Source organism: Massilia sp. DJPM01 (assembly GCF_030348125.1).
Taxonomy (GTDB): domain Bacteria; phylum Pseudomonadota; class Gammaproteobacteria; order Burkholderiales; family Burkholderiaceae_D; genus Telluria_A; species Telluria_A frigida.
Map to the genome: position 1 here is coordinate 40,841 of NZ_JAQOZV010000011.1, position 20,507 is coordinate 61,347.

Sequence of the window (20,507 nt, forward strand, 5' to 3'; positions counted from 1 at the left end):
ACGCCGGATTGGCGCGTCGTGCCGGCTTTACTTGTCTTCGCTGGCGATGAAGCGGTAGGCCAGCGCGCCCAGCAGCGCGCCAACGATCGGCGCGACCCAGAACAGCCACAGCTGGCCGATGGCCCAATCGCCCGCGAACAGCGCCACGCCGGTGCTGCGCGCCGGGTTGACCGAGGTATTGGTGACCGGAATGCTGATCAGGTGGATCAGGGTCAGTGCCAGCCCGATCGGCAGCGGCGCGAAGCCGGCCGGCGCGCGCTTGTCGGTCGCGCCCAGGATCACGATCAGGAAGAACATCGTCATGACCACTTCCGTGACCAGCGCCGCCAGCAGCGAGTAGCCGCCCGGCGAATGGTCGCCGTAGCCGTTGGACGCGAAACCCTTGCTCACGTCAAAGCCGGCGGCGCCGCTGGCGATAACGTACAGCACGCCAGCGGCGGCGATGGCGCCGATCACCTGCGCTACAATGTACGGCAACAGTTTCGACGCCGGAAAGCGTCCGCCCGCCCACAAGCCGATCGATACCGCCGGGTTCAGGTGGCAGCCCGAGATATGGCCGATCGCATACGCCATGGTGAGCACCGTCAGGCCGAAGGCCAGCGAGACGCCATGCAGCCCGATGCCGACGCCCGGAAACGCCGCCGCCAGCACGGCACTGCCGCAACCGCCAAGCACCAGCCAAAAGGTTCCGAGAAATTCGGCGCTGTACTGTTTCATGAAATTATCCTTATTCAATGAGATCGCTGCGCGACAGAGGAATCTGTAGCCCCAGAGCAAACATATTGCCACCTACAAATCATTATCGCAACAATAAAATTGCGGATTTGTTCATGAGGAAGCGGGCGCCAGGCTGCGCCGGGGCCGCCTCAGGCCGCGCCCAGGCGTGGATAGGTGAACGCGATGAAGTGGATGCTGTTGAGCGCCAGGTGGGTCAGGATGGCCGTTTCGATGCGCTTCGAGCGCAAGTAGGCATATCCGTAGCCCAGCCCCGCCAGGGCCGCCAGGCCGGCCAGCAGCGCCCCGCCGCGCGCGTGCGCCAGCCCGAACAGGAGCGCCGCCACGCACAGGGCGATCATCGGCCCGGCCTTCCAGCGGCGCATGGCGCGCGTCAGCTGCTCCTGGATGAAGCCGCGGAAGAACGCTTCCTCGGTCACGCAGGTAAACAGCAGATTGATCGCGATGAACCACAGCGTGTACGCGGACAGCTTGAGGTCGACATCGACATAGCCCGCCAGCAGCCCGACCGGCAGCACGATCAGCGGCGTGCCGAGGATGATCCAGTAATGCCGCCCCACCTCGCGCCATTGCTCGCGGGTACGGGCCGGCACGCAAAACAGCGCAAACAGGATCAGTCCGGCGGCGGCGGTATCGAAATTGAGCCGTTGCGTCACCGGCGCCGCCGCCGCGCTGATCACCAGGTCCGACACCAGCGGCGGATTGACGAAGCCTGGAAAACGGTGCATCGACATGGCCAGCAGCATGCACCCCATCGCCACCATCAGCAGCACCTGCAGCGGCCCGCTCTTGCTGCGCCGCGCGGCGTACGCCAGAGCGCCCAGCGCCAGCAGCGCGGCGATCGCCAGCAGGGACAGCAGGCCGGTCGCCACGCCGCTCGCGCAGGCCAGCGTCAGCATGCCCAGCCACGGCGGCAGCGCCAGTCCGGAACGCAAGGTCAGCGGGGCCAGCCACACCGAACAAACAGCAAGCGCAAGCAGCCCGTAGGTCATCACCAGCGCGGCAGTGAGATGCATCATGCCGGTTCTCCGCTCGGGCTGGCTTCGGCAACAAGGGCGATACGGGAAAAAGTGGATGTCATAGATCAGCATGCGCCTCGATAAAGTTGCAAAATTGTAATTGATTGGCGCGCGAGAAGCAACGTGGCGACTGCCGTCCGCGAGGATGGCCGATTGCGCCCCTGCCCCATTCATGGCACGATGCTCCCCCTGTACATTTTCATTGGAGTATCAATGCGCCGCGTTTCCGCACTCGCCATCGGCCTCGTCCTTGCAAGCCAGCCGGCCTTCGCCCAGAAACGCGCCGCCGCGCCAGCCACGCCGAAGGTAGCCGAAGCGCCGCTGCGCGCCCACCTGTCCTTCCTGGCCGACGACATGCTCGAAGGGCGCGGCACCGGCCAGCGCGGCGGCGAACTGGCCGTGCGCTACCTCGAAACCCAGGCCGCCGCGATCGGCCTCCTGCCCGGCGTCGGGAAGGTGTACCGCCAGTCGGTGAAGATGGTCGGCACCAAGACCCTGCCCACCAGCGCGGTGAGCTTCGAGGTGGGCGGCAAGACGCTCGCGCCGCAGCTTGGCAAGGAGATCGTTTTCAACAATGCCAGCGGCAAGCCGACAGTGCGCTTCGACGCGCCGCTGCTGTTCGTCGGCTACGGCATCAGCGCCGAGGATGAACGCTGGGACGACTACGCGGGCACCGACGTCAAGGGCAAGCTGCTGATCATGATGGTCAACGACCCCAAGCCGACGGCGGCGGAGCCGAACCGCTTCGGCGGCAAGTCGCTGACCTATGCGGGCCGCTGGATGTACAAGTACGAAGAAGCGCTGCGGCGCGGCGCGGCCGGCGTGCTGCTGATTCACACGACCGAGTCAAGCTCCTACCCGTGGAGCGTGCCGGCCAACGGCATGAGCAAGGAACAGTTCCACCTGACCGGCGCAGGCAACGCGCTGCAAGGCTGGCTGCAGGAAGCGACGGCGCGCGCCCTGTTCGCCGCCGCCGGCCAGGATCTGGACGCCCTGCGCGCCAGGGCCGAGGTGCGCGGCTTCAAGGCGGTCGATTTGAAAGCGCGTGCCCGGGTCGCCGTCGACAGTGCCATCCGCCCGGTCGAACAGTTCAACGTGGTCGGCATCGTGCCCGGCACCGACGCCAGGCTCAAGCAGCAGGCCGTGATCTATTCGGCCCACTGGGACCACCTCGGCATCGACAGCGCCGACGGCAAGCCGGATCACATCTGGAATGGCGCGGTCGACAATGCATCCGGCTCCGCCGCCCTGCTGGCGATGGCGCAGGCGGCGGTGCGCCAGCCGGCCCGCCGCACCCAGATTTTCCTGTGGCCGTGCGCCGAGGAACAAGGCTTGATCGGCAGCCTCGCTTACGTGCGCGACCCGGTCTGGCCGCTGGCCGACACCGCGGCCGACCTGAATCTGGACAGCATGAACTTCGTCGGCCCCACGCGCGACATCGGCGTGGCCGGCGCGCAGCGCAGCAGTTTGTACGCCAGCGCCGCCAAGGTGGCCAAGGCCATGGGGATGCGCCTGGCGCCGCAGACGCCCGACCTGGGCGGGGCATACTTCCGCGCCGACCATTTCAATTTCGCGAAAGCGGGCGTACCGGCGTTTAACGTCGGTTCGGCCGTGTTTTCGGGCGACGGCAGCTTCGAGTTCGAGCATCACAACGGCGCGTCGAGCGCGAAGATGGTCGGCTTCAAGGATCACTATCATCAGGTCAGCGACGAGTACAACCCGGCGTGGGATTTGCGCGGCATGGTGCAGCAGGCGCAGTTCACGCTCAATCTCGGCTACGAGGTGGCCAATGCGACCGCCATGCCGGCCTGGAACAAGGGCGATCCGCTGGGGAAGGTGAAGCGCTGACGGTGGCGCCCGCGCCACGCGGGCGTTCCGGTTTGCCGGTTTGTGCCACAATTGTCTCCTCACCAGCGCAAGGAGGCCGCACATGAACGAACGCATCTCCATCGACACGCCGGACGGCAGTTTCAGTGCCTACGTCGCCCTTCCGGCCGCCACGCCCGCACCGTCCATCGTCGTCCTGCAGGAGATCTTCGGCATCAACGCCGACCTGCGCGAGACGTGCGAGCGTCTAGCCGCGCAAGGCTATATCGCGGTCTGCCCCGATCTGTTCTGGCGCCTCGAACCGCATGTGGAATTGACCGACAAGACCGACGCCGAATGGAAAAAAGCCATGGCGCTGTATAAGGCGTTCAACGTGGACAAGGGCGTGGACGATATCGCCGCCACCCTGGCGGCGGCGCGCGCCCTCCCCGGCGCGACCGGCAAGGCGGGCGTGATGGGCTTTTGCATGGGTGGCCTGCTGACCTTCCTGACCGCCACCCGCGCCAGGCCCGATTGCGCGGTGGCGTACTACGGCGGCGGCACCGAAAAGCATATCGACGCCTTCAAGTCCCTGGCCTGCCCCCTGATGATGCACCTGGGCGAAGCCGACGAGTATATTTCAGCAGGCGCCCGCGCCAGCATCGTCAAGGCCGCCGAGGGCAACCCTCTGGTGCAGATGTTCACCTATCCCGGCCAGAACCACGCCTTCGCGCGCTGGAACGGCGTGCATTTCGACGCGCAGGCGGCCACCCAGGCCAACGACAGGACGCGGGTCTTTTTCGCGCAGCACCTCAAGCAGGCTACTCGAACAGCTTGAGTTTGAGCTGCACCGAAATCCCGCCATGCAGGCGGTCTTTATAGGTCGGCACGAGCGCCACGTTCACGCCGACGCGCTGGTACTCGAAGGTGGCGGTCGGAATCGCGGCCAGGAACCAGCCGCCGCCGCGCATCTTGGGGTAGCCATCGAAGCCGCCCACCACCGCGCCAAAGCGCACGCCCGCGTACGACAGGGGCTGGTAATACATCCCCACATACTTCGAGTGCTGGCGGTCGCTGTTGAAAAAGCGGCCGGCCGTGAGTGCCGAATATTCCGACAGGCGATACTCCACGCCCAAGCCGGGATTGCGCCCGTTGAGGTGCTTGTCGCTCTGGAAGTGGTGCGTCGCAAAGCCGCTGGTGAGCCACACCTGGCTGCGCTTTTCGCTGCCGTCGAAGGCGGTGGCCGTCGCGTCAGGCGTTGTCACATTCGCGGCCAGCGCCGGAGCGCATGCCAGCAGCGCCAGGCCCAGGGCCGGCAAGTTCTTCAAGATCATGGTGGTCAATCGTCGTCGTCAGGGTCCAGGTCGGGGAACATGACCTGCGTGTAGCCAAATTTGGTGAAGTCCTCGATCCGCATCGGATACAGGATGCCGAGCAGGTGGTCGACTTCGTGCTGTACCACGCGCGCATGAAAACCGTCGACTTCGCGCACGATGCGCTTGCCATGCTGGTCCACGCCTTCGTAGCGCAGTTGCGTAAAGCGCGGCACGCTGCCGCGCAGTCCCGGCACCGACAGGCAGCCCTCGAAGCCTTCTTCCTTTTCCTCGGACAGGGGCGTCAGTACGGGATTGATCAGCACCGTCTGCGGCACCGCCGGCGCGTCCGGATAGCGCTGATTATCCTTGAAGCCGAAAATCACCAGCTGCAGATTGACGCCGATCTGCGGCGCGGCCAGCCCGGCGCCATTCGCATGGTGCATGGTATCGAACATGTCGGCGATCAGCGCCTCCATGGCCGGTGTGCCGAACTCGCTTACCGGTTCGGCCACCCGCAGCAAGCGCGCATCGCCCATCTTGAGGATGTCGCGGACGGTCATGAGAAGTTCTGCTCGCGGTGCAGCTGTTCGAGGAAGGTGCGGAAGCCTTCGCCCGTTTCCGGGTGCTTCAGGCCCATTGCCGTCATCGCCGTCAGGTAGCCCAGCTTGGAGCCGCAATCGTAGCGCTGGCCCGCATAGCGGTAGGCCAGCACGCGTTCGGCCGCCATCAGCGCGGCGATGCCGTCGGTGAGCTGGATTTCGCCGCCGGCGCCGGTGCCGATGTGCTCCAGGTAGCGGAAAATCTTGGGCGACAGGATATAGCGGCCCACCACCGCCAGGGTCGACGGCGCCACTTCCGGCTTCGGTTTTTCGACGATCTCGGACACCAGCTCCAGGTTTTCGCGGTAGGAGGTGGCCTTGACGATGCCGTACTGGCGCGTGTTCGCGCGCGGTACCTCTTGCACCGCCAGCACGCTGCATTGCTCGTAGGCGTAGACATCGGTCATCTGGGCCAGCACCGGACGCGCGCCCGGTTCGGTGTCCATGAAGTCATCGGCCAGCAGCACCGCGAACGGCTCGTCGCCCACCACCGGCTGCGCGCACAGCACCGCGTGGCCGAGGCCGAGCGGCGCGGATTGACGGATGTAGATGCAGTTGATGTTCTTCGGGATGACGTTGCGCACCAGTTCCAGCAGCTCCGCCTTGCCGGCCGCTTCGAGTTCCGATTCGAGTTCGTAGGCCTTGTCGAAATGGTCTTCGATGGCGCGCTTGTTGCGGCCCGTGATGAAGATCATGTCGGTGATGCCGGCGGCAACCGCCTCTTCGACCGCGTACTGGATCAGCGGCTTGTCGACGATCGGCAGCATTTCCTTCGGCTGCGCCTTGGTGGCCGGCAGAAAACGGCTACCGAGACCGGCTACGGGAAAGACTGCTTTTCTAACTGGATTCATCTTGATTCGGTTCCGTGGAAGATGCTGTCGCCAGCAGTGAAAGAAGGGCCGCTTCGTCGAGGAGCGTGATGCCGAGCTCCTGCGCCTTGGCCAGTTTGCTGCCGGCGTCCGCGCCGGCAACGACGTATGAGGTCTTTTTCGATACCGATCCGGAGACCTTGCCGCCGGCCGCTTCGACCAGCGCGCCGGCTTCGTCGCGCGACAGGGTCGGCAGAGTGCCGGTGATGACGAAGGTCTTGCCGGCCATGGCGCCCGTGTTTTTCATCACGTGCTCGCCTTCCTTCCAGCGCAGCTTGCCCGCCAGGGTGCGCACCAGCGCCAGGTTGTCGGCATCGGTCAAGAATTCACTGATCGAGCGCGCCACGATCGGGCCGACGTCGGGCACTTCCAGCAGTTGCAGGCCGCCTTCGAAATTGGCCGCGTGCAGCAGCGCTTCCAGGTTGCCGAAGTGCTGCGCCAGTGCCTTGGCGGTCGACTCGCCCACGTTGCGGATGCCGAGCGCGTAAATGAAGCGACCCATGGTGGTGTCGCGCGATTTTTCGAGCGCGTCGACCACGTTCTGGGCCGACTTGGCGGCCATGCGGTCGAGTCCCGCCAGCTTGTCCTTGTCGAGCGTGTACAGGTCGGCCGCGTTGTTGATCAGGCCCTTGTCGACCAGTTGTTCGATCAGCTGGTCGCCCAGGCCTTCGACGTCGAGCGCGCGGCGCGACACGAAGTGCATCAGGCCACCCTTTTTCTGGGCGCTGCAATGGGTCCAGCCGCCGGAGCAGCGCGCCACCGCTTCGTCCTCGAGGCGCACGATGGGCGAACCGCACACCGGGCAGTTGGCCGGCATGACGAATTCGCGTACGTCGGCCGGACGGCGCTCGGCCACGAAGGCCACCACTTCGGGAATCACGTCGCCCGCGCGGCGCACGATGACCGTGTCGCCGATGCGGATATCCTTGCGCCGCACTTCGCCTTCGTTGTGCAAGGTGGCGTTGGTGACGTTCACGCCGCCGACGTTGACCTGCGCCAGCCGTGCCACCGGCGTTATCGCGCCGGTGCGGCCGACCTGCACTTCGATGTCGAGCACCTGCGTGAGCGCTTCTTCGGCCGGGAATTTGTGGGCAATGGCAAAGCGCGGCGCGCGCGAAACGAAGCCGAGCTTTTGCTGCTGTTCGAGGCGGTTGACTTTATAGACCACGCCATCGATTTCGTAAGCCAGCGTGGGGCGGCGCTTGCCGATGTCGCGGTAGTAATCGATCAGCCCCTGCGCGCCGGTGACGACGGCGCGCTCGCTCGACACCGGCAGGCCGAGCGTCTGGTACCAGTCCAGCAGGGCCGAATGCGATGGCGGCATGGCGGCGCCTTCCAGCGCGCCGACCCCGTACGAAAAGAAGCGCAGGCTGCGCTGGGCCGTGATGCGCGAGTCGAGCTGGCGCAGGCTGCCGGCGGCGGCGTTGCGCGGATTGGCGAATTCCTTCTGGCCGGCGTCGCGCTGGCGCGCATTGAGCCTGGCGAAATCGGCCTTGTACATCAGCACTTCGCCGCGCACTTCGAGCACCGCCGGCACCGCGTCGCCGTGCAGGCGCAGCGGAATGGCGCGCACCGTGCGGATATTCGCCGTCACGTCCTCGCCGGTGGCGCCGTCGCCGCGCGTGGCCGCTTGCACGAATACGCCGTTTTCATAGCGCAGGCTGATCGCCAGGCCGTCGAACTTGAGTTCGGCCGCGTACTCGACCTGCTCCGCGTCCAGGCCTTCGCGCGCGCGCCGGTCGAAGTTCTCGATATCCTCGTCCTCAAAGCCGTTGTTCAGCGAGAGCATCGGGATGCTGTGCGTGACCTGCTTGAATTCGGGCAGCGGCGTGGCGCCCACGCGGTAGGTCGGCGAGTCGACCGATACCGCTTCCGGGTGGGCCGCTTCGAGCGCCTGCAATTCGCGGAACAGGCGGTCGTACTCGGCGTCGGGAATGGTCGGCGCATCCTGCACGTGGTACGAGAAAATATGGCGATTCAGTTCGGCCGTGAGCTGCGCCATGCGGCCAAGGTCGTCGCCGTGCTGGGTGGTTGGAGTTATTGTCGTCACGATGATCTTTTTGTATTAGCTGAACAAGCGCATGGCGCGCGTCGAACCGGCCGGAATGTCGGCCGCTTCCATCTCCTGGTAGAAATCGAGCACCTGGCTGTTGATTTCGGCAAGGGCCTGGTCGGTCAGGGCCTGGTCGCTGTCGTCGACGATGACGGCATCCAGGCGTCCCACCAGCGCCTTGGCGCAAGCGAGCATGGCGCCGAAGCCGGCGCGCGCCGGCGCCACGCACGGCACGTCCAGCAGCAGCGTCAGGCGCGAGGTGGTATCGGCGCCCAGGGTGACGTTGGTGGTCAGCGTGAACAGCTGGCCGCCATCGCCATCGGGCATGATGTAGCGCCCGTCGGGACGCACGTCGAAGCCCTGCTTCTCCAGCGCGCCGATCAGGGTCGCGATCGACCACGGGGCGCCGTAGGACAACAGGTTCACGCCCAGCTGGGCATCATGCCCGGAAACGAAGCGGTGCAAGGTACGCGACTCGCCCATGACTTCGATCATGTCCGGGATTTCCGGTTCGGCGCCGATATCGTCGGCCACCGCGCGCAGGCGCGTGACCAGTTCCGAGTATTCGAGTTCGTTCAGCGCCGTGGTGCGGCTGGCCATCTGCACGCCAGCCTGCAGCTTGGTGTACACGCCGCCGTGGACGATCGGTTCCCAGTCGCCGTTGACGTGCAGGCCGATGAAGTGCACCGGCTTGTTGCCGACATGGCGCAGGGTGTGCAGGACCGGCAGGATTTTGTCGCCCCGCACCGGCGCTTCCAGCGCCAGCGGAATCAGGACATCGATCAGCGGGTCGACCAGGCTGGTGGCCAGCTCGGTGGCCGGGGTGATCGCTTCGACCGGCGCCGCCACGGGGGCCAGCGGCGCGGCCGGCTCCTCCGCCGCCTCGTCCGCATGCGCAGCGGCGGGCGCCGCGACCGGCGTTGCGGCAGTTGCCGGCGTATCGTCCGCCGGCGCGGCCGGTTTCAGGTCGAAACTCGGTTCGCTGCGCACGATGTCGCCGGGGCGCAGCAGCACGTCGTCGTGCTCGGACGCGAAGGCGCGTTCGACGCTCTTCTTGGCCTTGTGCTCCTGCCACTTGTTGTACGCGAAGACGCCGGCGACGAATACGCCGGCCGCGCCGATCAGGCTCATTTGTAAATCAGTCATGCTGCTTGTGCCTCGGTAGCAAAATTCGCGGCGGACTCCATGTCCACCGCCACAATGCGCGATACGCCCTGCTCCTGCATCGTCACACCGATCAGTTGATTGGCCATTTCCATCGCAATTTTATTGTGCGAGATGAAAAGGAATTGAGTATGGTCGGACATCCGTTTTACCATGCGGCAGAAGCGCTCGGTGTTGGCGTCGTCCAGCGGCGCATCGACCTCGTCGAGCAGGCAGAATGGGGCCGGATTGAGGCGGAACATCGAAAATACCAGCGCGGTCGCGGTCAGCGCTTTTTCGCCGCCCGACAGCAAATGGATGGTGGCGTTCTTCTTGCCCGGCGGCTGCGCCATGACCTGCACGCCGGAGTCGAGGATTTCGTCGCCCGTCATCACCAGCCTGGCGTTGCCGCCGCCGAAGAGGATCGGGAACAGTTCCGAAAAATGGTAATTGACCTTGTCGAAGGTATCCTGCAGCAGCTCGCGCGTTTCCTTGTCGATGCGGGCGATGGCGTCTTGCAGGGTGTTGATCGCTTCGTTCAGGTCATTGTTCTGCGCGTCGAGGAAGTTCTTGCGCTCGGACGCCTGCGCCAGTTCGTCCAGCGCGGCCAGGTTGACCGCGCCCAGCAGCGCAATGGCATTGGTCAAACGCGTCACCTCGCCCTGCAGGTAGGACGGCTTCATGTCGGGGTGCAGCTTTTCGGAGAGCGCCGCTTCGTCGGCATCGACCGTTTTCAGCGCTTCGGCGAACTGCTCCTGGTTCAGGCGCGCGGCCTGCTCCTTGAGCTGCATTTCCGAGATCCTGTCGCGCTGCGGCTGGAGGCTGCGTTCGGACTGGGTGCGCGTGTCTTCGGCGGCGCGCAGCTGCTGCGTGATCTGGTCCAGTTCATGGCGCGCGTCCGACAGCGCCTTTTCCTGGTTGGTGCGGCGCTCCAGCAAGTCTTGCAGGCCATCGCTGGCGGCGCCGCTTTCCAGCGCTTCGAGCTCCATCTGGCCGAGCGCGATGGACTCGCCCACCTGGGATGCCTGCTGCGTGGCGGTGGCGATATTGCGGCGCAGTTCCTCGATCTTGCTGCGCTGGGTTTTTTCGGCGAACTGCGCTTCCTGGGCCGCGCGTTCGAGCTCGCGCAGCTTTTCGCGCGCGTCCGTCAGCGCCTGTTCACGGTTCAGGAAATCGGTCTGGCCATCTTCGTGCGCGCCCTGCAGCTCGGCCAGTTCCATGTCGAGCTGTTCGAATTTTTCTTCGGACTCCATGCGGACCTGCTGCTGCTCGGCTTCCTGCGTCGCGATCTCGGCCAGGTCGGCCTGGATCTGCGTGCTGCGCTGGTTGAAGCGCGCCTCGACCTCGGACTGCTTGACCACCTCGATTTGCAGCGCGTGCACGCCTTGCGTGAGCGTGGCGACGCGCTGGCGCGCATCCTGCAAGCGCCGCGTGAGGTCCGACATGGCGGCGTCGGCGCGCACCGCGCGGGCGCGCGCTTGGTCGGCCAGCATGGTTTGCGCGCGCAACTGCTTGCCGATGTTGTCGATCTCTTGCTGGCGCCCGAGCATGCCATCCTGCTCGCTGTCGGCCGCGTAGAAGCGCACGCTGGACTGGGTCACCACGTGGCCCTGGCGCGTGATGAACGAACCGCCCTGCGGCAGGCGCGCACGCTCGGCGAAGGCGCTGGCGGTGTCTTCGGCGGCAAAGACATTGTGCAGCCAGTCTTGCAGCAAGCCGCGCAGGCCCGGTTCATTGAGCTTGAGCAGGCTGGCGAAGGATTTCAGGCCCGGCGTTTCCAGCGGCGCGGCGGCGCCGGCCAGCGATGGCGCGTACAGCGCCAGCTTGGCCGGCGGCGCATCGCTGAAAAAGGCCTTGGCCCAGTCGATGTTCGACATTTCGAGCGCGCCGGTGCGCTCGCGCAGCACCGATTCGAGCGCCGTTTCCCAGCCCTGTTCGATGCCCAGCTTGTGCCACAGGCGCGGCAGCGCGTCGAGTTCGTGCTTTTGCAGCCAGGGCTGGACCTTGCCCTGCGTTTGCACGCGTTCCTGCATCTGCTTGAGGGCCGACAGGCGCGCTTCGAGCTGCGCGTTGGCTGCGGTCTCAAGGTTCACCTGCGCCTGCGCGGCGCTGCGCTCTTCCTCGGTGCGCTGCTGCTGTTCAGTCGCTTCTTCGAGCAGCATGGTCTGCTCTTCCAGCGCCTGCTGCTTTTCTTCGAGCTGCATGCGCAGGTTGGCCAGGTGGCTGCTGTCGGGCAGATTGAGGCCGTTCTTTTCCTGCTGCAGGCGCTCGCGCCGCGTTTGCAAACCATTGAGGATGTTCGAGGCATTGCGCTGGTGCGCCGATTCGAGTTCGATCTGCTGCTGCGCCTGCATGATGCGGGCGCGCGATTCGGTGGTCTTGTGCTGGGCCGCGCGCCAGGCCGCGTCCAGGTCCGGCAGGCGCTCGCCCTGCGCTTCGGCGTTCATCTGCGATTGCTCGACGCGTCCGCCCAGTTCTTCGAGCAGGTACTCGGCTTCCTCGATCTGCTGCTGGTAATCCTGGCCCTGGGTCTGCCACTGGTTGCGCTGGGCGTTCAGCGCGGCCAGCTGGTTTTGCAGGCGGCTGCGCGATTCGATGACGAACTTGATCTGCGCTTCCAGGCTGCCGATTTCGGCATTGGTCTGGTACAGGTGGCCCTGCGCCGTGTGCAGGCGGTCGCCCACCGAAAAATGCGCCTGGCGCATGTGTTCGAGATCGAGTTCGACGTGGCGCAGCTTGGCCGTCTGCTCCTCCAGATCGGTGCGGGCCTGCTCCATCTCGCGGAAGAAGCGGTTCTGCTCGGTCTGCGCTTCGTTCTTGCGCAGCAGCCAGAGCAGTTTTTGCTTTTCTTCCTGGTCCGCTTGCAGCGAATGGAATTTGTTGGCGACGACCGCCTGCGCTTCGAGCTTTTCGAGGTTGGCGTTCAGTTCGCGCAGGATGTCTTCCACGCGCAGCAGGTTTTCGCGGGTGTCGTTGAGGCGGTTTTCGGTCTCGCGCCGGCGTTCCTTGTACTTTGACACGCCGGCCGCTTCTTCGAGGAACACGCGCAGTTCTTCCGGACGCGATTCGATGATGCGCGAGATCATGCCCTGGCCGATGATGGCGTAGGCGCGCGGCCCCAGGCCGGTGCCGAGGAAGATGTCCTGGATATCGCGCCGGCGCACCGGCTGGCTGTTGATGTAGTAGGTCGAGGTGCCGTCGCGCGTGAGGGTACGCTTGACGGCGATTTCGGCATACTGGCCCCACTGGCCGGAGGCCTTGCCGTCGTTATTGTCGAACACCAGTTCGACCGAGGCGCGCCCGGCCGGCTTGCGGTGGGTCGAGCCGTTGAAAATGACGTCCTGCATCGACTCGCCGCGCAGCTCGGAAGCCTTCGATTCGCCCAGCACCCAGCGCACCGCGTCGATGATGTTCGACTTGCCGCAACCATTGGGGCCGACCACGCCAACCAGCTGCCCCGGCACCTGGAAATTGGTGGGATCGACGAAAGACTTAAATCCCGACAATTTAATGGAAGACAGGCGCACGTTGTATAGCTAGCTCGGGAATCCTAAAGGTGTCCATCATACCATTTGTTGCCGTGTTTTCGGAGAACAGGCGTCGCCCCGCCCGCGCAGCGGCTCCAGGCGGGCAGGCGGCGCTTGCCGGGCCTAAAAACAGACGTAGTTGAAGTAACGATCGGCCTTGGGGCATGGCGGCGAATACGGATTGCGCGTCGGGCCCCAGGTGGCGGTCGTGTAGACCCGGTCGGCGCCGGACAAACCGAGCGCCAGGCCGGTCATCCATTGCTGCGAATTGTGCGGCTCGCCCTTGTACGGAATGAGCAGCACGGCCAAGGTGAGCGCGATCAGGGTCAAGCTGGGCTGGAACTGGCGGTTCGAGCGCACCAGCGCGATGAACGCGCCAGCGCACGCCAGCCCGAGCAGGCAGCCGAGGATCGCTTCCGAGACGCTATGGGTATCGACCATCACGCGCGAAAGCGTGACGGCCAGCGCCAGCGCCACGCCCAGGCCGACCGCGAGGTAGCGCCAGGCCTTGGCGCGCCCGCACAGCGCCAGATAGGCGGCCACCGGGAACACGGCCGCGGCGCGCGCGGCATGGCCGCTGAAGCCCGCGAAATGCACAGCTTCGATGCCGATCCCCCAGCCGAGGAAGGCAATCTTGCTGGCGATGACGATCAACAGGGTGGCGCCGAACAGCAGGCACCAGTACAGGGCGCGGCGGCGGCAGTGGGCGGCGGCCAGCCAGACGGCAATGGCGATGCCCAGGGGCGCGGTGACGGCGATGCCGCCCAGCGCGGTAAGGTGATACCAATTCATAGACAGGGTCGGAAGTGAAAAAAGCCGGGCCTGGCCGGCGCTGCAATGCCGATCAGGCCCGGCCCGAATGATACGCGAATGTTAATAATATGGGATTGCCAACGATATCAGGCGTGCCGGCGCACGCCTCAGGCGGCGACCGACTGCGCCTTTTCCGACTCGCCGAGCGCTTCGTCCATGGCCTGCGACAGCGCGCGTCCGACCACGCCCTCGACCTTCATCAGGCGCACGCGCTGGGCGCGGTACGCTTCGATGAGCTTGTCGGAGGAAAGCGAAAACGCTTCCTGGCGCGCACCGGTCGAGAAAATATACAGGGTCCGCAACGGGCTGATCCAGGCCAGCTTGACCTTGCGGATGCTGCCGTCCGGATCGGTAAATTCGATCCACATATTGCGTTCGAGGGCGTCGACGCCCAGTTCGGCGTCGTCCAGCTCGGCGTGCGCGGCTTCCTCGGCGGCGGCCAGGGCTTCGTTTTCCTTTTCCAGCCGGCGCATCGCGTCCTGCTGGGCCACTTCGACGGCGATTTCGAGCTGGCGTTCGGGCGTGATGTCGAGCGGCGCGCGCACGATCGACGCATGGCACTCGGCCAGGTCGGCAAAGAACTGGATGCGGTCGGCATCCTGCCACTTGATCACATCGAGCCATTTGTTCAGGGTCGCCAGCAGGCTCGGCAACTTGCCGATCAGGTCGCGCCGCTGTTCGTGGGTGATCTTCGGCTTGACGCTCCAGATCAGCTCATCCATCGTCTTGGTGGCGTTGCCGACCGCGCCGGGCTTGTCGTCCTCGACGCTGTAGGCGACCGTCATCACCGAGGTCCACTTGTTTTCGAGGAAGGTTTCCAGCATGGCGACCACCTGGCCGCTGCCAACCCGCGCGGCGACCGCGCTGCGGGCCGAGCGTGTCGCGGCGGTGACTTTTTCCTGGCGCAAGGCAGCGGCGATCGGCGCCGCGATGGCGGTCGCCGCCGCCGTTTCCTCGGCCTTCATCGTCTCTTCGAGCTCGGCCACCACTTCCGAGAACACGTCGGCCGGCGCGCCGCCATCGTCCTGGTCGCGCCCGACCCGCTCCACGCCGCGCTGCATGACCTGGAACAAAGGATCGTCCGGACCGGAGCGCTGCTCCAGGCCCATGGTCGACATCAGGTCGATCATGCGGCGTGCCGGGTGCGTTTCCTCGAAGAAGAAATTCTTGTCGGCCAACGCCGCCTTGAGCACCGGAATCTGCAGCGACTGGATCAGGTCGCGCGAATCTTTCGGGATGTTCGGGTCGAGCAACACCGTTTCGAAAATCTTCGACAACAGGTCGATGGTGCTTTCATCGCCGCGCGACAGGGCCCCTTTCGGGATGCTTTCCTTCAGGCGCGGCAGATAAAACACATTGCCCGCCTGCGCCTCGGCCGGGGTCGGCGCCACGTTGCTGAACTGTTCCGGCAGGCGGCCCTGCAAACCCTTGAGCATCTCCAGCAGGGACGCGGGCACCATCACCTGGCCGCCCTCCATGGCGTGCCCGAAGCCGCCGGCGGCAATGCCCCCGCCGCCGCCAAACGCGGCCGGCGCAAAACCGCCCGCGGCGTGCACGCCCTGTCCTGGCGCACCGCCCTGGGGCGCCGGGCCGCCATGCCACGGCGCGGCCGGCACGCTGGCCTCGCCCGCGCTGCCGGGGGCGCCCTGGAAGGCGGCGGCGCCGCTCGGACGCCAGCCGCCGCCCGATGGCGCCATGGCCGGCAGGTCTGGAATCATCGGGATATCGAAGCCGGACGCGGGCGCGTCATCATCGTCGCGCAGGAACTGGCGCAGCTGCTTGGCCAGTTCGGCCTGGCCGCTGGCGCGCGCCTTCCTGGCTGCGGCCGCGCTTTCGGTTTTCTTGATCTTGAAAGCGTCCACCGAGCCGGGCTGGACGCCCTTGTTCATCAGCAGGTCGCACAGCGCATCGTACATCGGCGCAAAGTCGAACAGCAGCGACGGGCGCAGCATCGGCAGGATCAGCCCGTGGGCCTCCTCGTCCGGCTCGAACTCGCGCCAGGCCTGGTGCAGGGCCGACAGGAACATTTCGGGACGGAAGGGATTCTGGCTGATGCGCAGCACATCGCGCTCCAGCAGGAAGCCCAAGCGCACATTCAGGGTGGCGATCTGGCTCGCATACTGCATTTCGAATGGACGGCTGATGGCGTCGAAGGCGACGCGGCTATCCATTTCCTCGTAGGGCACCAATTCCAGCGAGGTGGGCAAGGCTAGCGCGGCTTTTTTGAGCGGCGGCAATAGCACGTCGACTTCGGCACGCATGGCGCGGCCGATGCCGGCGGCAGCGACATGAAAGAAAGCGTAGGTGTTGTTTTTTAGCAGATTCCCCGACTTGACCCGCTGGAACACGGAGCGTGCATCGAGCGCCGGGTCCGTCACATCGAGCAAGGTCGCAACCAGACGTGTCGCTACCGCCATCAAGTGGTCGTTGGCATGCTTGGTCACGGTCGCGACAAGCGCCTCCAACAGCTCGTGGCGCGACGGACCTGTCTTCCTTGCTGCAGCTACGGACGGTGAAGGTGGAGCCATTGTCTGCTCGTTGGGGGTTAGAGATCTTTTGCCATAACAAACATTCTCTCACATTATTGCCGAATGGCAACGTGAAAATTTGAAACAACCCGTTATTTTTTGTTCAACCGCATTATTTCCATGTCCACTCTTGCTTTTCCCTCAAGAGGAAGCCCATTTTCATCATTTGAACTGTTGAGGGAACACAAATTCAAAGCCAGAAGTTTCTCTAAGATAATCACAATTCCACACAGAAATTTTATTCTTGAGGACTACGCCATGATAACGATGTGCCGCCGCGATCTCAAGTTCCCCCTGTATCTGGGCTTTGCCATCGTGCTCGGACTGGGTGCCTGGCTTTCCATTGTACTGCTGAGTCAGCTTGAGCAGATGAAAGCGGTAACGGCGCCGGCGCTGCAAAGTTTAGGGGACCGTTTCGGCCCCTTGACCGGGATCACGCTCGACGATGCCGCCGCGTGCGCCGGGGAAGATTACGCCGCCGCCCGCCTGTGGGTCTGGTTTTGCATCGGCGCCAATGCGGCGGCGGCCATCCTGCTGGCGCTGTGGCTGCGGGCAGTGACGGTAGCGCCTGCGGCGCCGCTGCGGCGCAAGCCTGGCGCGGCCGGCCGCAGCCTGATCGTGCGTGCCATGGAGGGCGGCGCGCCGCGCGACGCAGCCGCCACGCACGGCGCGGGCGATGGGAGCGGCCGGGCGCCCACTGTTCCGGCGCCGCACAGCGCCGCGGCCGGAACGGGCGAGGCGGCGGCCCGGCTGGCACGGCTGAGCCGGATCATCGATGCCCTCGCCTTCCACACCACCATTCTCGCCGTCAATGCCGCAGTCGAGGCGGCACGGGCCGGGCAGTCGCCCCCGCAATCGTGAACGATTTCCGCTGTGCATTAGTTGCAATCCTATAGGAACTCCTCCTACACAAGTTCAAGGTGAATTCCGATACCTCTTCAACGGTGCGGCTCGCATGATTGTGTTACCGGAGACGCTGACGAGAGCTCCCCATCAGCATCACCGGCGAGCACGACATTTTCAAACTTTGAAAAGGAATGAACATGAACTCGAATCAGAAAAGCGGTCAAGGCAGCAAGCAAAGCGATAGTTCCAGCTCGAACAAGCAGTCGGGCTCGCAAGGTTCCGGCAGCGGTTCGCGCTCCGGCGGCGGCACCCAGGGCGGAACCCATGAGCAGCACGTGGAAGCCGGCCGCCAAAGCCACAAGAATGACGACAAGGAGAGCGGCTCGAAGCAATCCGGTTCGGGTTCGGGCAGCAAGCAGTCGGGATCGCATTCCGGCAGCAGCAGCGGCGGCAAAAGTGGCGGCGACAAACGCTGATCACCGCTAGCACACCGGGCGTCGCCGGGTTTGCAGGCGGCGCCATGCCCTGGTTAAACAGAGAACAATAGAAAGAGCCTGCATCGGCCCGGCCGTTGACAGGCTCTATTTTTGGCGGCACGCCGGACCAGGCCGCCGCGACCGGCACCGCAAGGGCCGATCACGGCGGCGCGTTCAGATATTGCGAATGTGAACGCCCTTGGGCGGCGCAAAGTCGGCCACGTCATTGATCATGCGGGCGACCTTGGCATCGCGCGCGGTCAGGTGCAGATCGGAATACTGGTGGATTGCCCACTGCTCCGGCAGCAGCTCGATATGCTTGCGCAAGATCGATTCGGTGCGCGCATCGTCGGCGCGCAAGCCTTCGACAATAATATTGAGCGCATCCGGACGCGCGCCGGGCGAGGCCGTCGCATGCGACTTGTGCACCATGAAGCGCGCAGTCTCGCTGGCGTAGCGGCGCGTGCCGGACAGAAACAGGATGACGGCGATCGACGCCACCGCCCCGGCGTTGTACATGACAAACTTGACGGGCGAGTTCGACAGGAAGTTGTACAGGCACAGGCCGTCGCTGACGTAGCCGCCGTTCGACTGGATCAGCACGTGCGCCGTTTCGACCCCGTTTTCGCTCATGCCGGACACCGCCTCGAACACGCGGTGCACCATATCGCTGTTGACATCGCCCGACAAGGTGAACCAGGCATCGGTCTCTTTGGTGGATTTTTCTTCGCTCATGGCTGTCTGCTCGCAAAGTAGATGAATTATTTTAACAAATCGGACGAAGCACGGTTTTCCATGCGTATCTCATTCGTGCGCACACCAGGCAAGGTTGACAGTTACGCCCTGCTGGCATATCCTCCACAGTCTTGATCGGGAGAGGGCAGCGCACGCTGCCGCCGAAGGGGCATCACCCAAAAACTCTCAGGCAAAAGGACCGGTCAGGGGTCGGCGGCGCGCAGCGCTACCGGCTGAACTCTGGAGAGCGGCCGCGGCACCATGCCGGCGGCCCACCGAAGGGGCAAGCGGACGTCAATCCGCTATCTCTCAGGTACCAAGGACAGAGGGGCGCGAAGCATACCGGAACGGCAAGAGCCGCTCCACGTCTGCTCGTCGTACCCCCATTCATTCTGCCCTGAGGATTCCATGACGCTTAAAGCGACCCCGCTCAATTCCGCACACCGCGCCGCCGGCGCCAAGATGGTCGATTTCGGCGGCTGGGACATGCCCGTCAACTACGGCTCGCAAATCGAAGAACACCACGCGGTGCGCAGCGATGTCGGCATGTTCGATGTCTCGCACATGTGCGTGGTCGATATCGAAGGCGACAACGCCCGCCCTTTCCTGCGCGGCCTGCTGGCCAATAACGTCGACAAGCTGCAGGTGACCGGCAAGGCACTGTATTCATGCATGCTCAATCCGCAGGGCTTCGTCATCGACGACCTGATCGTCTACTTCTTCAGCGAGACCTGGTTCCGCCTGGTCGTCAACGCCGGCACCGCCGAAAAAGACGTGGCCTGGATCAGCGCCCAGAACGACGCCACCAGGAGCGGCGTGACCATCACCCAGCGCCGCGACGGCAATGAGCCGATGGCGCTGATCGCCGTCCAGGGTCCGAACGCGCGCGCCAAGGTGTGGCAGGTGCTGCCGACCACCCAGGCGGTTTCCGAGCCACTCAAACCGTTCAACGCCATCATCGTCAAGGACACCGCCTTCGGCGAGGTGATGGTGGCGCGCACCGGCTACACCGGCGAAGACGGGTTCGAGCTGGCCTTCCCCGCTTCCCAGGCCGAGGCGCTGTGGAATGCGCTGGTCGCCGCCGGCGTCAAGCCGGCCGGCCTGGGCGCGCGCGACACCCTGCGCCTGGAAGCGGGCATGAATCTGTACGGACAGGACATGGACGACACGGTCAACCCGCTCGACGCCGGCCTGGCCTGGACCGTCGACCTGAACGCCGAGCGCGACTTCATCGGCAAGACCGCGCTCAAGGCGATGGGCCAGAACGCGCAGTACGTGGGCCTGATCCTGCGCGAAAAAGGCGGCATCCTGCGCGCGCACCAGAAAGTGGTCGCGCAGGATGGCAGCACCGGCGAAATCACCAGCGGCACCTTCAGCCCGACCATGCAGGAAGCGATCGCCCTGGCGCGCGTGCCGATGGGCGTGGCCGTGGGCGACACCGTGCACGTTGAAATCCGCGACAAAAAGCTCGCCGCCAGCGTGATCAAGCTGCCGTTCGTGCGAAACGGTAAAATCCTCGCTGCCTGATCGGGGCAACACACTCATTAAGTAGCATTTACATCGACCGCGACCTCTTGGAGCAAACATTATGAACATCCCAGCCGACCTGAAATACACCGAGTCCCACGAATGGGTACGCGCCGAAGCTGACGGCACCCTCACCGTCGGCATCACCGAATATGCGCAGGACGCGCTGGGCGATATCGTCTTCGTCGAACTGCCGAAGGTAGGCAAGGTCTTCACCGCCGGCGACGACGCCGCCGTGGTCGAATCGGTGAAAGCGGCCAGCGACATCTACGCGCCAGTATCGGGCGAGTGCATCGCCGTCAACGACGCCGTCGCCGACGCGCCGGACTCGATCAATACCGACGCCTTCGCGGCCTGGCTGTTCAAGCTCAAACCAAGCGACGCCGGCGCCATCAATGGCCTGCTCGACGCCGCTGCCTACGGCAAAGCCACCGCAGAATAAAAACTCCTGGCCGCCGCCCGCTGGCGGCCGTTTCTTTCCAGTTCGCCGCCGCGCCGTGTATCCGACAGCGCCG

At 64.9% G+C, this 20,507-nt stretch carries 17 protein-coding genes and 2 riboswitches; of the genes, 6 read left to right on the top strand and 11 right to left on the bottom strand.

The features are described from left to right. Window positions 1–27: 27 nt before the first annotated feature. Both aqpZ and PO883_RS09775 read right to left on the bottom strand, forming a co-directional pair. Window positions 28–735: an aquaporin Z gene (aqpZ, locus tag PO883_RS09770; protein WP_289309586.1), complete on the bottom strand. Its 708-nt coding sequence runs from the start codon at window positions 733–735 to the stop codon at window positions 28–30. Window positions 736–866: 131 nt separating this feature from the next. After that, the gene (locus tag PO883_RS09775) at window positions 867–1,754 is read right to left on the bottom strand and encodes a CPBP family intramembrane glutamic endopeptidase (RefSeq protein ID WP_289309587.1); all 888 of its coding nucleotides are present in this window, start codon (window positions 1,752–1,754) and stop codon (window positions 867–869) included. A gap of 213 nt (window positions 1,755–1,967) precedes the next feature. Here PO883_RS09775 and PO883_RS09780 point away from each other — a divergent pair, with 213 nt between their 5' ends. Next, on the top strand, window positions 1,968–3,602 hold the full coding sequence (locus PO883_RS09780) for a M28 family peptidase (protein WP_289309588.1): 1,635 nt from the start codon (window positions 1,968–1,970) through the stop codon (window positions 3,600–3,602). Window positions 3,603–3,684: 82 nt separating this feature from the next. Next, a complete protein-coding gene (locus tag PO883_RS09785; RefSeq protein ID WP_289309589.1) occupies window positions 3,685–4,398 on the top strand; it encodes a dienelactone hydrolase family protein in 714 nt (237 codons plus the stop codon). Here PO883_RS09785 and PO883_RS09790 read toward each other — a convergent pair. The 8 genes from PO883_RS09790 to PO883_RS09825 form a co-directional block, all read right to left on the bottom strand. After that, window positions 4,382–4,894, bottom strand: a complete 513-nt coding sequence (locus PO883_RS09790; RefSeq protein WP_289309667.1) for a hypothetical protein — start codon at window positions 4,892–4,894, stop codon at window positions 4,382–4,384. The two genes, PO883_RS09785 and PO883_RS09790, sit on opposite strands and share 17 nt — an antisense overlap. A 5-nt stretch (window positions 4,895–4,899) precedes the next feature. Next, window positions 4,900–5,436 (bottom strand): peptide deformylase, encoded by a 537-nt coding sequence (def, locus tag PO883_RS09795; RefSeq protein ID WP_289309590.1) that lies wholly within the window; start codon window positions 5,434–5,436, stop codon window positions 4,900–4,902. Next, on the bottom strand, window positions 5,433–6,326 hold the full coding sequence (gene galU / locus PO883_RS09800; RefSeq protein WP_167086309.1) for a UTP--glucose-1-phosphate uridylyltransferase GalU: 894 nt from the start codon (window positions 6,324–6,326) through the stop codon (window positions 5,433–5,435). The genes def and galU overlap by 4 nt, the downstream gene beginning before the upstream one ends. Next, complete coding sequence (gene ligA, locus PO883_RS09805; RefSeq protein WP_289309668.1) at window positions 6,313–8,346, bottom strand: NAD-dependent DNA ligase LigA; 2,034 nt, start codon at window positions 8,344–8,346, stop codon at window positions 6,313–6,315. The genes galU and ligA overlap by 14 nt, the downstream gene beginning before the upstream one ends. Before the next feature lie 63 nt (window positions 8,347–8,409). Beyond that, window positions 8,410–9,543 (bottom strand): cell division protein ZipA C-terminal FtsZ-binding domain-containing protein, encoded by a 1,134-nt coding sequence (locus PO883_RS09810; RefSeq protein ID WP_289309591.1) that lies wholly within the window; start codon window positions 9,541–9,543, stop codon window positions 8,410–8,412. Further along, window positions 9,540–13,067 carry a chromosome segregation protein SMC gene (smc, locus tag PO883_RS09815; RefSeq protein WP_289309592.1) on the bottom strand — a complete coding sequence of 1,176 codons (3,528 nt, stop codon included), beginning with the start codon at window positions 13,065–13,067 and terminating at the stop codon, window positions 9,540–9,542. Before smc ends, PO883_RS09810 begins: the two co-directional genes overlap by 4 nt. A 123-nt stretch (window positions 13,068–13,190) precedes the next feature. Beyond that, window positions 13,191–13,859, bottom strand: coding sequence for a phosphatase PAP2 family protein (locus tag PO883_RS09820; RefSeq protein ID WP_187363272.1), 669 nt, complete (start codon window positions 13,857–13,859; stop codon window positions 13,191–13,193). Window positions 13,860–13,987: 128 nt separating this feature from the next. Then, window positions 13,988–16,408, bottom strand: a complete 2,421-nt coding sequence (locus tag PO883_RS09825) for a DUF1631 family protein (RefSeq protein WP_289309593.1) — start codon at window positions 16,406–16,408, stop codon at window positions 13,988–13,990. Window positions 16,409–16,666: 258 nt separating this feature from the next. On the opposite strand from PO883_RS09825, the gene PO883_RS09830 reads away from it, so the two are divergent. Beyond that, window positions 16,667–17,269, top strand: a complete 603-nt coding sequence (locus PO883_RS09830) for a hypothetical protein (protein ID WP_289309594.1) — start codon at window positions 16,667–16,669, stop codon at window positions 17,267–17,269. 182 nt (window positions 17,270–17,451) lie between these two features. Then, window positions 17,452–17,730 carry a hypothetical protein gene (locus tag PO883_RS09835; RefSeq protein ID WP_289309595.1) on the top strand — a complete coding sequence of 93 codons (279 nt, stop codon included), beginning with the start codon at window positions 17,452–17,454 and terminating at the stop codon, window positions 17,728–17,730. Between the two features lie 174 nt (window positions 17,731–17,904). On the opposite strand, the gene PO883_RS09840 is transcribed toward PO883_RS09835, so the two are convergent. After that, window positions 17,905–18,465, bottom strand: coding sequence for an ATP-dependent Clp protease proteolytic subunit (locus PO883_RS09840; RefSeq protein WP_167086303.1), 561 nt, complete (start codon window positions 18,463–18,465; stop codon window positions 17,905–17,907). A gap of 126 nt (window positions 18,466–18,591) precedes the next feature. Then, a riboswitch (glycine riboswitch) is annotated at window positions 18,592–18,677 on the top strand. 18 nt (window positions 18,678–18,695) lie between these two features. After that, window positions 18,696–18,801, top strand: a riboswitch (glycine riboswitch). A 72-nt stretch (window positions 18,802–18,873) separates the two neighbouring features. Here PO883_RS09840 and gcvT point away from each other — a divergent pair. Together gcvT and gcvH are read left to right on the top strand one after the other, a co-directional pair. Next, a complete protein-coding gene (gene gcvT / locus PO883_RS09845; RefSeq protein ID WP_289309596.1) occupies window positions 18,874–19,992 on the top strand; it encodes a glycine cleavage system aminomethyltransferase GcvT in 1,119 nt (372 codons plus the stop codon). A gap of 61 nt (window positions 19,993–20,053) precedes the next feature. Then, window positions 20,054–20,434 (top strand): glycine cleavage system protein GcvH, encoded by a 381-nt coding sequence (gene gcvH / locus PO883_RS09850; protein WP_054262937.1) that lies wholly within the window; start codon window positions 20,054–20,056, stop codon window positions 20,432–20,434. The last annotated feature ends 73 nt before the right edge of the window (window positions 20,435–20,507 follow it).